Source organism: Hyphobacterium sp. (assembly GCF_965217055.1).
GTDB lineage: Bacteria > Pseudomonadota > Alphaproteobacteria > Caulobacterales > Maricaulaceae > Hyphobacterium.
Genome location: NZ_OZ244227.1, coordinates 2235091 through 2249892, shown reverse-complemented (window position 1 = coordinate 2249892; position 14802 = coordinate 2235091). Strand labels below are relative to the sequence as shown.

The following is a 14802-nucleotide window of genomic DNA, read 5'->3' as shown; positions in this document are numbered from 1 at the left end:
TCAGCCCTTGCGGGCGTGGATGAGGAATTCGCGATTTCCGTCCGCACCCGCAATCGGACTGTCGGCGACCCCGCGCACCTCGAAGCCATACCGGCCATTGAGCCAGATCCGGAATCTTTCCAGCGCCGCCTGCAGGGCGGCGTTGTCTTTCACGATCCCGCCCTTCCCGACAGCTTTCTGTCCCACTTCGAACTGCGGCTTGAACAGCGCGATCAGGTCGCAGCTAGCTGCGGCCAGCGACAATGGCCGGTCGATCACCTTGGCGAGACCGATGAAACTTGCATCGCAGGTGATGATTGCCGGTTGGCCGGCCCGTCCGGCGGTCAGTTCGCGGGCGTCTTGACCCTCCAGCGAGATCACGCGGGGATCATCCTTCAGTCGCGAATGCAGTTGGCCGCTGCCAACATCAACGGCGACGACGCGCTGCGCCCCGGCCTCGAGCAGGATCTCGACAAACCCTCCCGTTGACGCGCCGATATCAAGGCAGTCCTTGCCTGAAATGTCGACGTCGAACCCTTCGAGTGCGCCTTTCAGCTTGAGCGCTGCGCGACTGACATAGGGGTGCAGCGCTTCGGCCACAATGTCGGTGTCGGGCGTGACGGCCAGCGACGCTTTCGAGGCGATGCAGCCGTTAACGCGAACCAGGCCCGCTTCGATCGCCTGCCGGGCGCGCGCACGACTTTCAAATCCACAATGTTCGACGAGATGAACGTCGAGCCGCTGCTTGCTCACGCTTATTGCGCCGCACCGATCACGGCGGCGGCTTCCTCGTTGCGCCCGAGCGCGTCGAGTGCGCAGGCGACGATGTGCGGCGTGTTGAGGCCGGCTTCGTCATACATCGCATCCGGCGTGTCCTGGTCCTGGAAAATGTCGGGCAATGTCATCGTCCAGATCTTCAGCCCGCTGTCGAGCACACCGCGCTCTGCAAACAGGTGCAGCACGAACGCGCCGAAACCGCCTCGGGCGCCTTCTTCGATCGTGATCAGCACTTCGTGCTCGCGCGCGAGCCGCATCAGCAGGTCTTCATCCAGCGGTTTGGCAAACCGGGCATCCACCACCGTCGTGGACAATCCGCGTGCTGCGAGCTCGTCGGCAGCCTTGAGAGATTGCTGCAATCGGCCACCCAGCGAGACCAGAGCAATGCGCGATCCTTCACGGACGATCCGGCCCTTGCCGATTTCCAACGGCTCGGCGATCGCTGGAATTTCCATGCCGACACCCGAACCACGCGGATAGCGAAAGGCGCTCGGCCGGTCATCGATCTCGGCAGATGTCGCCACCATGCGCGCCAGTTCGGCCTCGTCGGACGCGGCCATCACCACGAAGCCCGGCAATGCGCCGAGATAGCCGATATCGAACGAGCCGGCATGGGTTGCGCCATCAGCACCTACCAGGCCTGCCCGGTCGATCGCGAACCGGACCGGCAGGTTCTGGATCGCGACATCGTGCACGACCTGGTCATAGCCACGCTGCAGGAAAGTCGAATAAATCGCGGCAAACGGTTTCATGCCGGCGGCGGCCAGACCGCCAGCGAACGTCACGGCATGCTGTTCGGCAATCCCGACATCGAACGTGCGGTCCGGAAAGACGTCCCCGAACAGGTCGAGTCCGGTCCCGCCCGGCATTGCAGCCGTAATCGCGCAGATGCGGTCGTCCTTCTCGGCCTCGCGGATCAGCGATTGGGCAAATACCTTCGTATAGCTGGGGGGGCCACCGGGCGATTTCTTCTGCTCGCCGGTGATCACGTTGAACTTTGCCACGCCGTGATACTTGTCGTCGGACTCTTCGGCCGGCGCATAGCCCTTTCCCTTCTGGGTCACGACATGAACCAGGACCGGGCCCCGGTCGAATTCCTTCACATTCTTCAGAACCTGGGTCAGCGCCTCCATGTCGTGACCGTCAATCGGTCCGACATAGTAAAATCCCATCTCCTCGAAAAGCGTGCCACCGACGGCCATCCCGTGCGCATATTCCTCGGCCTTGCGGATGGTCTTCTCCAGCCCGACGGCCTTCGCAACGGCCTTGCCGACTTTCCGGAATGACCGGTAGCCGCGCGACGAGACGAGTTTCGCGAAATAATGGCTCATCGCCCCGACCGGCGGCGCGATCGACATGTCATTGTCGTTGAGGATCACAACCATGCGCTTGCCTAGCGCACCGGCATTGTTCATCGCTTCATAGGCCATGCCGGCGGACATCGCGCCGTCGCCGATCACGGCGATTACGCTATGATCCTCGTCTTTGAGATCGCGCGCCACGCTGAAGCCGAGCGCTGCGGAAATCGATGTCGAGGCATGCGCCGCACCGAACGCGTCGTATTCGCTTTCGGCGCGCTTTGTGAAGCCGGAAAGACCGCCGCCCTGACGCAGCGTGCGGATCCGGTCGCGGCGACCGGTCAGTATCTTGTGCGGATAGCACTGGTGGCCGACATCCCAGATCACGATGTCATTTGGCGTATCGAAGACATGGTGCAATGCGACGGTCAGCTCAACGACACCCAGCCCGGCGCCGAGATGTCCCCCGGTCGTTGACACCGCATCAATAGTCTCGGTGCGCACGTCGTCGGCGAGTTGCCGAAGCGTTTCCAGCTTCATTCCCTTGAGGTCGGAGGGCGAATTGACGCCGTCGAGTATGGGAGTATTGGCAGCCATCGGCTTTCGCTTTCATTTCCTACGAGCGCCGTTCAAGCACATAGTCCGCCGCACTTCTTAGAAGCTTTGCACTTTCACCGAAAGGATCAAGGTGATCCTTCGCTTGCGCGGCAAGACGACGCGCCCGGTCTCGCGCACCTTCGAGGCCAAGAATTGTCACAAAAGTGGCCTTGCCTTGGTTTTCGTCTTTGCCGACAGCCTTGCCGGCTTCCGCGGCATTGCCCTCTGCATCAAGCAGATCGTCTCGGATCTGGAACGCCAAGCCGATGTCGTGGGCAAATCCTTCCAGGGCCCGCCTTACATCGCCAGGGGCACCGGCCAGGATGGCCCCCGCTTCCGCCGCGAACGCGATCAGTGCGCCGGTTTTCATCCGTTGCATGCGGGTGATGACATTGATGTCGGCATCCATTCGCTCGGCATGCATGTCGATCATCTGCCCGCCAACCATGCCGCGAGCGCCGGCAGCCTGCGCCAATCTCGAAATGAGTTCGAGCCGTTTGGTGGCACTCAAGTCTGTGTCAGGACTCGCCAACAGTTCAAAGGCGAAGGTCTGCAGGGCATCGCCCGCCAGCACGGCCGTTGCCTCGTCGTATTCGCGGTGAACAGTGGGACGGCCGCGTCGAACATCATCATCGTCCATGCACGGCAGATCGTCGTGGATCAGCGAGTAGGCGTGGATGCACTCGATCGCAGTGGCGACCCTCAACAATCCCTTTTCTCCGGCGCCGACCATGCGCCCGGCCTCGATCGCGATGAACGGCCGCAATCGCTTGCCGGGACCCAGTGCCGCGTAGCGCATCGCCGACAGAACCGGTGCTTCCGGCCCGGTCGATCGCGGCAACAGGGCATCCATGGCCACCGTGACCCGGTCGGCGGTTTCTGCCAGCAGTAATCGGAAATCATCCATGCAGGCCGGCCTTTCGTGTCAGCCGAGGTCGGCGTCTTCCGTTCGCGCCTGTCCCTTGTCGTCCAGCACGATCTTCTCGACCTTCAATTCGGCTTCCCGCAGTTTCTTTTCGCAATGCGCCTTCAGCGCCGCGCCGCGTTCGTAGATCGCGATTGACTTCTCGAGCCCGACATCGCCGGATTCCAGCTGCTGCACGATGCTCTCGAGCTCGGCAAGCGCGGCCTCAAAACTCATGTCGGCGAGGGTCGGGGATTCGTCAGACAAGACAGTCTCCTGATTTCAGTCCAGCACACTACGGAAAGCTAAAGGGCGCCGCAATTCGTTGCGGCTAGCGGATACGCTCATAGGTCCGGCTTGACCAGTAGGTGTCGCCGCCATCGTGCACGCATTTCCAACCGCGCCGGCGAAGCGCCGGGCGCAGCATCCGATTGAACCAGCCGTGGGCACACAGGACAACGGGACCCCGTTGCGCTGCTATCACCAGCTTGTCGGCCGCCCGCTCGGCCCGCAACTCGGCCTCCCGCCGGGTTTCGAGTCCGCGCGCATAACCCATCCACCAGAAGATCCGCGCATAGACGCCCCAGGTACCCGGTTTCAGCGTTCCCGACATTTGCGGCGGCGGCAGCGGCGCTTCGACGAAATCGGCATCAATCACCAGATCGCGATCCGGTGCTGCTGCGCGGGCCGTTTCGATGGCGCGGGGCAATGTGCTTGAGAACACGACTTCGGCCTTCGCGGCGGCCTCGACCAGCTTGTCCGGCGGTTGCTGCCCCGGCGCCAGACCGGCGGCGTCATAGCCTTTCCACCAATGCTCATAGCCTTGCCAGTCGATACGCACCGTGCGGTCTGCATCGGGCCGTCCGTGGCGGGCGATCGTGATCGGGCCGGAAGAGGCCGCTGTCTGGGAGCGCGAATTAGGCATGGGTTCCGCAGAACGGGGCGAACAGGACAATGACGACAAGTCCCCTAACGTGCCGCCAAGGTTTCGACAAAGGCTGCAGCGGATCGCCCCAGCGCGCCCAGTTCGTAACCGCCCTCCAGACAACAGACAAGCCGCGAAGACGCTGACCGCCGCGAAAAGTCGGCGAGCAAAGCGGCCGCGTAGGCGAAATCGCCTTCGTCCAGCTGTACATTGGCAAGCGGGTCCGCCCGGTGGCCGTCGAATCCCGCCGATACCAGAATGAATTCAGGTTGCAGAGCGTCGATCGGCGCGATGATGTCATGCGCCAACCGGTCGCGCCAAACCGGTCCGCCGGTGCCGGCTGGCAGCGTGACATTGATGACATTACCGTTCAGGCCGGTCTCGTTCTCGTGCCCGCTGCCGGGATAGAGCGGGGATTCATGCAGCGACCCGAAAACCAGGCGTGGCTCGTGCTCCGCCACATCCTGCGACCCGTTCCCATGGTGCACGTCGATATCGATGATCGCGACCCGCGACAGGCCGTGCGCGTCCAGCACATGCAGGGCCGCAATCGCGATATTGTTGAACAGGCAGAACCCCATCGGCCGATGCCGCTCTGCGTGATGGCCTGGCGGCCGGGTGGCGCAGAACGCCGCTTCGGCGTCACCCGCCATGACCAGATCGACAGCCTGAACGGCAGCACCGGCGCCGCGCAGCGCCGCTTCCAGTGACCCGCGCGACATGAAGGTATCGAAGTCAAAGCCGTTGAAGGCCTCATGGTCCGCCGGTTCGCCTTCAAAAACCAGATCGATATGCTCTGGCGCATGAACCCGGGCAATTTCTTCGCGGCTGGCGCGCCGGGCTTCAACCCGCTCGATCGAGGCCAGCGCCGGCGTGTCGGCAAACGCATCCATCACGGCGCGCAGGCGCGCGGGATGTTCCGGATGCGGCGGCGGCAAACGGTGTTCGAAACCGGCATCTGATGACAGGATTACGGTCTTCATGCCGCAGGTCTAACCCGCGGCCGCGAGCCTCGCCAAGCCGTCAGTTCCGCGGCGCGCTGAAAGTGCTGACCCGCGACGGCAATATCACCAGCGACGGCATGAACTCGGCATAATTGCAGGTCAATTCCTCACCGGCCCGGATATCGCGGCGCGCATAACCGTCACCATCGGCGCGAAACTCGATGCACGATTCCTCGCTGTGATTGAGAAAGCGCGAGTGATCGCCGTCGAGCAGGAAGCCGCCCAGCGAGGCATCAAAATAGGCATAGCGTTCGACGAACTGCCGGAAGAGCGGCGCCGCGGTATCCAACTCGTCGCGCGCGATAACGCGGTCGATGCGCAGGTCCAGTGTCCAGACCCGATGGCCTTGCGTGACGGGCTCGGCAGCAAAGACGCCAACGCCCTCGATAGCGCTGGGGCCGGCGAAAGTATCAATGAGCAGCATGACTTGATGAACGTCCAATGCCTGCGTCGACAGGACATGTGGTTCAGGCGGGTTTTCGGCCCGCAGAGTACGACGCTCCAACGCCTATAATGCTGCTTTCTCGAAAAACGCAATTCACATTTTTCGACGGCCGTCAGTGCGTCAGCTGGATATCGATGATCTTCACGCCGTCTGGTGCCGGTGGATCGCTCGGCACAAAGAAATCCGGCAGCAATTCTTCGCCTGGCGAGACCGCAAATTGCTCGAGATCCGTGACGCCTTCAGACACCAGGAAACTGTCATCAATGAGAAAGTTTCCGGTGAACTCGGCGGCCGGCTTTTCAAGCACTCGGTAGGCGGTTTCCGCGAGAATTTCCGGCTTGCGGCAATTCTTGAACGCGTCTTCCCCCGCCAACACGTTGGCAATCGCCGCCGTCGCGACCGCCGTGCGCGGCCAGATCGCATTCGCGCCGATCTTGCCCTTGAACTCGCCCGACCAGCCGAGAATGCAGAGGCTCATGCCGAACTTCGCGCTGGAATAGGCCACATGTGGCGCGAACCATTTGACGTCCATGTCGAGTGGCGGCGACAGCGCGAGGATGTGCGGGTTCTCCGCGTTTTCCAGATGCGGCAGGCATTTTTGGGTCACCAGATAGGTCCCGCGCGCATTGACCTGATGCATCAGGTCCCATCGCTTGATCGGCGTGTCCTTCGTGTTCAGAGGGAAAATCGCGGAAGCATTATTGATGACCGCATCGATGGCGCCAAAATGGTCAGCCGCCTTGGCGACAGCCTCCTCGACATTGGATTCATCACGGATGTCGACGACCAGCGGCAATGCCTTGCCGCCCGCCTTCTCGATTTCATCGGCTGCGGTGTAGATCGTACCTTCGAGTTTCGGATGAGGTTCCGCGGTCTTCGCGGCGACAACGATGTTGGCGCCATCCCGCGCACAGCGCTCGGCAATGGCGAGGCCGATACCGCGGCTCGCGCCGGTAATGAAAAGCGTCTTTCCTTCGAGCGACATCGCACCCTCCCCAGTGACTGGCTACAACCCCCGCCAGACGCGGCCGGTCGGACAGTAGAGTCCTTCCTCCTCGCGGCAGCGCTTGAATGTGAACATGACCGTCTCCGCGCGACCCACCACCTCGGTGAGCCGGATATAACCGGGGCCGCCATTCGCGGGGCTGCGCGGATTGGGCGGCACGCGGCTATCGGTCGAGCTGTCACGATTGTCGCCCATCACGAACACTGAATCCGCAGGCACGCGGAACGGGCCGGCATTGTCCAGCGCCTCGAAATCGGACTGCTCGTAAATCGGATGCTCGACGCCGCCCGGCAGCGTCTCGATATAGGCGGTCACATTCACAGTGCGATTCGGTCGCGAGTGCGGACGGTAGGTGCGCTGGGCAATAGGTTCGCGCTCGACGATCTCCCCATTGATGAAAAGACGGCCTTCGCGCACTTCGACAATGTCACCCGGCAGGCCGATGACACGCTTGATCAGATTTCGGCGTTGCGCCGGCGTCCTGAAGACAACGACATCGCCTCGCTCTGGCGTCCGCGGAAATACGCGGAGATCGACGCTGTCGGGCACAAAATATCCCAGGCCAAGCGGCAGGGAGTGACGCGAATATCCGTAGGCCCATTTCGACACCAGCACCCGGTCGCCGACCTCCAGCGAAGGCTGCATGCTCTCGGACGGGATGTGGAAAGGCGCGAACAGGAAAGTGATGATGACCAGCCAGACTCCCGCCACCCCGGCAAAAAACCGGACCGTATCCACGACCTCACCGGCCGCGTTTCCGGCCATGCGTTTGATAATCGACATCACTTGAACTTTACCGCCGTTCCGTAAGCCAGGATTTCAGAGGACCCTTCCATAATGGTCGAGGTCGAAAAACGAAAGCTGATGATCGCGTCCGCGCCAAGGCTATGAGCATGCGCCAGCATGCGCCGGAAAGCCTCCGCCCGCGATTCTTCCAGCAGCTCCGAATACTCGTTGACTTCGCCGCCGATCAGATTGCGCAAGGATGCAAAGATATCGCGGACGAAAAAACGCGCCTTGACGACGCTTCCGCGGGTGATCCCGATCACTTCGCCGATTTCACGGCCGGGAATGTCATGCGCCATGGTCACCGGCAGCGTCATTGCGCTTCCTCCAATTGTACCGGCTTGCGTTCCTGCACGGCCGTCAGGAAGATGATCGAGAGACCGGCCGCCGGAATCATGCTTAGAACCAGCCAGAACAAGGACAATGGAAAAGGCAGGGTCACGCCGACGATCGCATCGATCAGCAATGCCAGCGCGAGCAGAATGCCACCGCCGAACACCAAACCGTAACCCAACCGCAATCGTGTCTGAATTCGCTGCATCTATATTGTCCAAACCCGGCCATTTCCGGCCATAATTTCATGGTGCGGTGACCGCGTCATGAATACAAGCCGCCAAGGCATGCTGATCGATTGAGGCAAGAATGAAAAACGTAACTCCCACCGCCGAAACCATGAACGAATCTAACGAACGCATCCTGGCCGCAATCGGCTATGTACTGTTCCTCGTCGGACCCGCGGGTTTCGTCACCATGTTGATCGCCGCGGTGATTGCCTGGCTCCGGTATGACAAGGCACCGGAATGGCTGGCAACTCACTACGCTTTTCAGCTGCGCACACTGGTCTACGCAATCGTCTTGCTGCTGATAGCGCTGGCCTGTGCACTGACCGTCATCCTGCTGCCGGTCGCATTCGCGATCTGGCTGCTCTGGTCGCTCTGGGTCATCATACGGGCGGTCGTCGGACTGATCCGTCTTGTTGACGGACGGCCCAACCCCGATCCCTCGACATTCTGGGTCTAGGAGGCGTTCAGCGCCACTTCGTCAGCCAACAACGCTGCGCCGGCCTGTATACCCGCGAGCGCCGCTGGTGCCCGTGACAATACCGTCTCCGCGAAATGCCGGGCCAGGAGGATCTTGCCTTCCGCAAACGCCGGGTCGCCTTCACCGGTTTTCAGCCGCCGCTGGGCCGAAACCGCACCGACGCACAACAACCAGCCGCCGGTAACATCGCCGGCCAGCGTCTGGAATGCCGTCGCTCCGGCCAGCATGTCCGACCGGTCGCGGCCCGGCGCCGTCAGCCAGCTTGCAGCCGATTCAAGCGCGTCGGCGGCCAGTCTCAGCCGTTTCGCCAGCTTCGGCAATTCCGGGTTGGACGACGTCGAGCAATCCTCGACCGTTTGACGGATATCCTCCAGCAATTCGCGCAACGGGGCGCCGCCGGCCATCGACAGTTTCCGACCGACCAGGTCGATCGCCTGGATGCCGTTCGTACCTTCATAGATCGGCGCAATGCGCGCGTCGCGATAATGCTGGGCCGCGCCGGTCTCCTCGATGAAACCCATGCCGCCATGCACCTGGATCCCGAGCGAAGCGACCTCGACTCCCATGTCGGTAGACCAGGCTTTCGCGATCGGCGTCAGCAATTCCTCGCGCCGTTTGGCGAAGGCCCGGTCTTCTTCGTCCTCTTCGAATTCCGCCTCGTCTGCCGCCACGGCGCACACATAGCAAATTGCGCGTGCTGCTTCGATTTTCGCCTTCATGCCAGTCAGCATGTTGCGAACATCGGGATGGTGAATGATGGCGTGTGGCGGTTCGCCCCCGGCGCAGGGCGCGCGGCCCTGCTTCCGATCAAGCGCGTAAGCCAGTGCCTGCTGGTAGGCGCGTTCGGCGATACCCACGCCCTGGACGCCGACGGCCAGGCGTGCGGCATTCATCATGATAAACATGGCTGCCATGCCGCCGAATTCCTCACCGATCAGCCAGCCCGTGGCACCCGACATTTCCATCACGCAGGTCGGGCTTCCGTGAATGCCCATCTTGTGCTCGAGCCCGATCGCCTTGATCGCATTGCGCTCGCCGAGCGAACCGTCTTCGTTGACCAGGAATTTCGGAATCAGGAAGAGCGAGATGCCTTTGGTTCCCGCGGGACCGTCCGGCGTCCGCGCCAACACGCAATGAACAATATTTTCAGCGCAATCGTGCTCGCCCCAGGTGATGAAAATTTTCTGGCCGCTGATAGACCAGCTGCCATCACCGTTGGGCTCGGCCTTGGTCCGCAGCGCACCGACGTCCGATCCCGCCTGTGGTTCGGTCAACTGCATCGTGGCTGACCACTCGCCGGTCATCAGCTTCGGCAGATACATCGCCTTCTGCGCTTCCGACCCGCGGGCGATCAGCGCCTCGATCGTCCCAAGGGTCAGCATCGGGCCCAGGCTGAAAGCCATGTTGGCGGATTGCAGGGTTTCCATCACGGCAGCGCCGAGCGCACGGGGCAGGCCCATACCGCCATGCTCTGCCGGAAACTGCAGACCCTGCCAGCCGCCTTCGACGAACTTGGCGTAAACTTCCTTGATGCCCGGCGGCGTGGTTACGACGCCATTGTCCAGCTGGCAGCCCGCCATGTCGCCCGGGCGGTTAAGCGGTGCCAGCTCGTCATTCGCGAATTTTCCGGCCTCTTCCAGGATGGCAGCCGTGAGGTCCGAGGACAGGTCCGGGAAAGCGCCCGTTGCTTTCAGCCCGTCCATGACGGCAATTTCTTCAAGCGTGAAGCGAAGATCATCAATCGGCGCGCGGTACATTTACGGTCCTCCGTTCTGGCATTCCGCAAGATAGCGTTCGAATTCAAGGCGTCGAGCATTTGGATGTCATGAATTTCGGGTTAACTGTCGCGCGATGCGTTATTTTCTGCTCTCCCTGCTCATGCTGCTGACCGCCTGCGTCAGCGCGCCGACGCAGGATCCGCGCGAATTGCCGAGCGGCGATTGGCGCATTGATCCGCTGCATGCCTCGGTCACCTGGCGATCGCGGCATTTCGGATTGGCCTGGTACACGGCAAGATTCGATGACATTGACGCAAGTCTCACCTTCGACCCGCTTCGCCCGGAAGCCACCCAACTCACCGCGATCATCGAGGCGGCATCGGTATCGACGGGAAATACGGTGTTCGACGAAACGCTGCGCGGCGAGAACTGGTTTTCGGCGGCGCGCCATCCCCAGATCGTCTTCGAAGCAACGCAAATCGTCACCACGGGCGAATCCACAGGGCATGCCGAAGGATTTCTGACCATCCGCGGCGTCACACGACCCGTCCGTATGGAGATTGTGTTCTACGGCGGAAACTTCAATTTTCTGGAAAACAGGGATGTGATCGGTTTCGGAGCCGATATGGTGCTTTCGAGGAGTGAATTCGGCATCGGCCAGCTTATCCCGTCCGCTATTGCGAGTGACGAGGTGAGAATACGGATCGAAGCGGAATTCCTACAGGAGAATTGACGCTTGGAACCCAATAACCGCTACACGACCGTCGCGATCTCGTTGCACTGGCTGATCGCGATTCTCATTGTTGGCATGATCTTCTTCGGCTGGCAGGCAGACGATCTGCGCGAAGCGTTGTTTGCCGGCGATCCGTCGATCGATCCGCAGCAGGTGGCGATGCTATTCAATTGGCACAAGACGGTGGGTCTGTTGATCCTGGTCCTTAGCGTCGTGCGGCTGGTCTGGCGTCTGACACACCCGGCACCGCCGCTGCCTGCAGGCATGGCAAGGTGGGAAAAGTTCGCGGCCACCGCAACGCACTGGGCCTTCTATGCCGTGATGATCGGCATGCCGCTTGGCGGGTGGGTTGCTGCCTCTGCTTCCGGACTTCCGAGTTACCTGCTCAACATGGAAGCTCTTCCCATCCCGTCGCTCGTCGGCGAAAGCGAGGCGCTCCACGCGGCGAGCGGATGGGCGCATTCGAAAGGCGCCTGGGCAATTCTTGTCTTGTTGGGGCTCCATATCATTGCCGCATTGAAGCATCACTTTGTCGATCGCGACGGCGTGCTCTCGCGCATGATCATTATTCTTAGACCCCGAGGCTGACGCATGAAATTCCTCCCCCTTGGATTGGCCGCCCTGATCGCGGCGCCTGCTGCCGCGTCCGACTGGCAACTCGACCCGGAAGCGAGCTCGGTTGAATTCGTCACCGAGGCGTTCGGTCGCGATGTCACGGGCAGTTTTTCCAATTTCGAGGCCGACATTCGCCTCGATCCGGCGGATCTCGCCAATGCCCGCATTGAAGGACGCGTCGACGTGGAAAGCGGCGACACCGGCAATCCGCAATACAATTCGGAAATGACCGGTGGCGACGGCCTGGATGCCGAAAATCATCCCTTTGCAGTTTTCACGTCGACAAATGTCCGTCCGGCGTCCGACTGCGCCGAGGGCGAAGGCGATTGCTATCGCGCCGACGGCATGTTGACGCTCCGTGATGCAGAACAACCTGCCGCACTGCTGTTTCGCCTGCTCATCTCTGGCAATCGTGCCGTTGCGGACGGTGAACTCGAGATTGCCCGGGACGATTTTGGGGTCGGCGCCGGCAATTGGGGCAGCGCGGCGCGGTCTGTCCGCGTGCAGCTCCATATCGAAGCTTCGCGCTGACAGGACTTGATCTGCATCGGGCTGCGGCGCTAGCTCCGCCCATGACGATTGCAGACATCCACCCGCCAACAAGCGACGCCATCCAGCGCGCAGCGGATCGTCTGCGCGCCGGCGGCCTGGTCGGTATGCCGACGGAAACCGTTTATGGCCTCGCTGCGGACGCAACCGATGGCGAAGCTGTTGCACGCATATACGAGGCCAAGCGCCGGCCAAGCTTCAACCCGCTGATCACCCATGTCGCCGACCTCGCGATGGCAAAGAGCCTTGTCGTCTTCAATCCTGTGGCGGAGCGCCTGGCGGCTGAGTATTGGCCTGGTCCGCTCACCCTGGTCCTGCCGCGGCAACAGCATTGCCGGGTCAGTGAACTCGCCAGCGCCGGCCTCGACACCCTCGCCGTGCGCTGTCCCGCTCACTCTGTTGCCCACGCCCTGATCGTGGCCACGGGGCGGCCGCTCGTCGCGCCAAGCGCCAATCCTTCCGGCGGCGTCAGCCCGACCACGGCGCGTCACGTGATCGACGGCCTCGGCAAGCAGGTCGAAATGGTGCTCGACGGCGGCGCTTGCCCTGTGGGTGTCGAATCGACGGTCATCGCCTTTGATGGCGATACGCCATTGCTGTTGCGCAAAGGCGGGCTGGAGCGCGCTGAGATCGAGGCTGTCACGGGCCCGCTGAAGGCTCCCGAGGCCGGCGCACCCAAAACCTCGCCGGGCATGCTGACCAGCCATTACGCCCCGCAGGCACTCTTGCGGCTCAATGCCGGCACGCCGCGCCCAGGCGAAGCCTATATCGGCTTCGGACCCGAATTTCCTGCCGAGCTCAGCCTGTCGCCGACAGGCGATCTCAGACAGGCTGCGGCAAATCTGTTCGCGTTTCTGCGCCAGCTTGATGCCGAAGGCGCGTCGTGCATTGCCGTGGCGCCCATTCCGGATATAGGTCTTGGCGAGGCCATCAATGACCGGCTGCAACGCGCCGCCGCGCCACGGGACACGACATGATCAAGCCGGAAACCCTCGATGCACTCAAGCACGCGCTCGGTCCCAGGGGCTGGAGCGAGGATCCGCATGAGCTGGCGCCGCATACTCGCGACTGGCGGGGCCGCTGGCAGGGTGAAACACCGATCCTGCTGAAGCCCGCTGCGTCAGCCGAAGTGTCGGAAATCATGAAGATTTGCGCCGCAGCGAATGTCGCGGTCACGCCACAGGGCGGCAATACCGGACTTGTCGGCGGATCGATTCCGAACGGCGAGGTGTTGATATCCCTCTCGCGGATGCGGACGATCAGGGAAACCGATCCGGCCAATGATTCCATTACTGTCGAGGCCGGATGCATTCTCGAAACCGTCCAACAGGCTGCCGCCGATCACGACCGCCTGTTTCCCTTGAGCCTCGGCTCGCAAGGGTCGGCCAGCATTGGCGGGTTGATATCAACGAATGCCGGCGGCGTGCATGTGCTGCGCTATGGCATGATGCGCGACCTTGTCCTCGGGATCGAAGCCGTTTTGCCCGACGGCCGGATCTGGAATGGATTGCGCGGCCTGCGCAAGGACAATTCCGGGTACGATCTGAAGCAGCTTTTCATCGGCGCCGAAGGCACGCTCGGCATCGTGACCGCCGCAACGCTGAAACTGTTTCCGCGCCCCGCCGAAACGACAGTCGCTTTCGCCGGCATTTCCTCGCCTGCGGCCGCAGTCGAATTGCTCGGCATGGCCAAGACGGCGTCAGGCGGGGCGCTGTCAGCGCTGGAACTCATCCCCCGCAATGCGCTCGATCTTGTGCTTGAGCACATCCCCAATACCCGCGATCCGCTCGCGGAAGCCCACCCCTGGTATGCCCTCATCGAAATCGGTGCCGGCCGCATCGGCGAAGGACGCGCGGCAATGGAGGCGACGCTTGAACACGCCCTGGAAGCCGGTCTGGTCGCAGACGCCATGATCGCCGAAAGCGACGCCCAGGCGCAGGCGCTCTGGCAGCTGCGTGAACCCATCGCGGAAGCCGAGAAAGCACACGGCAAGGCGGCCAAGCACGACGTTTCGATTCCGGTATCTCGGATCGCCGCATTCATCGAGGAAGCCACAAATGCATCGAGACGCCTGGTCGCAAACGCCGAGGTGATTGCGTTCGGTCATGTCGGCGACGGCAATGTCCATTTCAACGTCGCGCACCGCGATGCTGGCGCGGAAGATGACTTCCTGGAAGCATGCGAGCCTGCGACGACAGCCATTTACGACCTGGTCCAGAGCTATGGCGGCTCCATTGCCGCCGAACATGGCGTGGGAACTCTGAAAGCTGGCGACCTCGCAGAGCGACGGCCACTGGATGTCGAGATGATGCGCACGGTCAAGACGGCGCTCGACCCGAAGGGCTTGATGAATCCGCGGGTGCTGATCCCGCCGCGCTGACCGGCAGCACTTTAAATGCGCCGGCAATCCGCCTAGATCAGTTGC

18 protein-coding genes are annotated in these 14802 nt (G+C 62.1%); 6 read left to right on the top strand and 12 right to left on the bottom strand.

What is annotated here, in order from left to right; genetic code table 11:
• The 11 genes from ACOOFN_RS11155 to ACOOFN_RS11105 all read right to left on the bottom strand — a co-directional run bounded on the left by ACOOFN_RS11155 (position 1) and on the right by ACOOFN_RS11105 (position 8262).
• Positions 1-732 (bottom strand): TlyA family RNA methyltransferase, encoded by a 732-nt coding sequence (locus ACOOFN_RS11155; protein WP_420431465.1) that lies wholly within the window; start codon positions 730-732, stop codon positions 1-3.
• A gap of 2 nt (positions 733-734) precedes the next feature.
• Entirely contained in the window at positions 735-2651 is a 1917-nt protein-coding gene (gene dxs / locus ACOOFN_RS11150; protein WP_420431463.1) for a 1-deoxy-D-xylulose-5-phosphate synthase, read from the bottom strand.
• A gap of 19 nt (positions 2652-2670) precedes the next feature.
• On the bottom strand, positions 2671-3558 hold the full coding sequence (locus tag ACOOFN_RS11145; protein WP_420431461.1) for a polyprenyl synthetase family protein: 888 nt from the start codon (positions 3556-3558) through the stop codon (positions 2671-2673).
• 18 nt (positions 3559-3576) lie between these two features.
• Positions 3577-3822, bottom strand: coding sequence for an exodeoxyribonuclease VII small subunit (locus tag ACOOFN_RS11140; RefSeq protein WP_420431459.1), 246 nt, complete (start codon positions 3820-3822; stop codon positions 3577-3579).
• A gap of 64 nt (positions 3823-3886) precedes the next feature.
• Positions 3887-4480, bottom strand: coding sequence for a histidine phosphatase family protein (locus ACOOFN_RS11135; RefSeq protein WP_420431457.1), 594 nt, complete (start codon positions 4478-4480; stop codon positions 3887-3889).
• Positions 4481-4524: 44 nt separating this feature from the next.
• Positions 4525-5463, bottom strand: a complete 939-nt coding sequence (locus tag ACOOFN_RS11130) for a histone deacetylase family protein (protein WP_420431455.1) — start codon at positions 5461-5463, stop codon at positions 4525-4527.
• Positions 5464-5503: 40 nt separating this feature from the next.
• Positions 5504-5908 (bottom strand): SET domain-containing protein, encoded by a 405-nt coding sequence (locus ACOOFN_RS11125; RefSeq protein ID WP_420431453.1) that lies wholly within the window; start codon positions 5906-5908, stop codon positions 5504-5506.
• A 133-nt stretch (positions 5909-6041) separates the two neighbouring features.
• On the bottom strand, positions 6042-6914 hold the full coding sequence (locus tag ACOOFN_RS11120) for an SDR family oxidoreductase (protein WP_420431451.1): 873 nt from the start codon (positions 6912-6914) through the stop codon (positions 6042-6044).
• Positions 6915-6935: 21 nt separating this feature from the next.
• A complete protein-coding gene (lepB, locus tag ACOOFN_RS11115) occupies positions 6936-7718 on the bottom strand; it encodes a signal peptidase I (RefSeq protein ID WP_420431449.1) in 783 nt (260 codons plus the stop codon).
• Positions 7718-8038 carry a YbjQ family protein gene (locus ACOOFN_RS11110; protein ID WP_420431447.1) on the bottom strand — a complete coding sequence of 107 codons (321 nt, stop codon included), beginning with the start codon at positions 8036-8038 and terminating at the stop codon, positions 7718-7720. Before ACOOFN_RS11110 ends, lepB begins: the two co-directional genes overlap by 1 nt.
• Positions 8035-8262, bottom strand: a complete 228-nt coding sequence (locus ACOOFN_RS11105; RefSeq protein ID WP_420431445.1) for a hypothetical protein — start codon at positions 8260-8262, stop codon at positions 8035-8037. Before ACOOFN_RS11105 ends, ACOOFN_RS11110 begins: the two co-directional genes overlap by 4 nt.
• A 131-nt stretch (positions 8263-8393) precedes the next feature.
• Between ACOOFN_RS11105 and ACOOFN_RS11100 the strand changes: the two genes are divergently transcribed.
• Positions 8394-8741, top strand: coding sequence for a hypothetical protein (locus ACOOFN_RS11100; protein WP_420431443.1), 348 nt, complete (start codon positions 8394-8396; stop codon positions 8739-8741).
• Here the strand turns inward: ACOOFN_RS11100 and ACOOFN_RS11095 are convergent.
• Positions 8738-10519, bottom strand: coding sequence for an acyl-CoA dehydrogenase (locus ACOOFN_RS11095; RefSeq protein WP_420431441.1), 1782 nt, complete (start codon positions 10517-10519; stop codon positions 8738-8740). The genes ACOOFN_RS11100 and ACOOFN_RS11095 overlap by 4 nt on opposite strands.
• 94 nt (positions 10520-10613) lie before the next feature.
• On the opposite strand from ACOOFN_RS11095, the gene ACOOFN_RS11090 reads away from it, so the two are divergent.
• From ACOOFN_RS11090 to ACOOFN_RS11070, 5 genes are read left to right on the top strand one after another with little or no spacing between them, the layout of a single operon-like run.
• On the top strand, positions 10614-11213 hold the full coding sequence (locus tag ACOOFN_RS11090; protein WP_420431439.1) for a YceI family protein: 600 nt from the start codon (positions 10614-10616) through the stop codon (positions 11211-11213).
• A gap of 3 nt (positions 11214-11216) precedes the next feature.
• Entirely contained in the window at positions 11217-11801 is a 585-nt protein-coding gene (locus tag ACOOFN_RS11085) for a cytochrome b (RefSeq protein ID WP_420431437.1), read from the top strand.
• Between the two features lie 3 nt (positions 11802-11804).
• Positions 11805-12359: a YceI family protein gene (locus ACOOFN_RS11080; RefSeq protein ID WP_420431435.1), complete on the top strand. Its 555-nt coding sequence runs from the start codon at positions 11805-11807 to the stop codon at positions 12357-12359.
• A gap of 41 nt (positions 12360-12400) precedes the next feature.
• A complete protein-coding gene (locus tag ACOOFN_RS11075; protein ID WP_420431433.1) occupies positions 12401-13354 on the top strand; it encodes an L-threonylcarbamoyladenylate synthase in 954 nt (317 codons plus the stop codon).
• On the top strand, positions 13351-14757 hold the full coding sequence (locus ACOOFN_RS11070) for an FAD-binding oxidoreductase (protein ID WP_420431431.1): 1407 nt from the start codon (positions 13351-13353) through the stop codon (positions 14755-14757). The genes ACOOFN_RS11075 and ACOOFN_RS11070 overlap by 4 nt, the downstream gene beginning before the upstream one ends.
• Positions 14758-14802 lie beyond the last annotated feature (45 nt).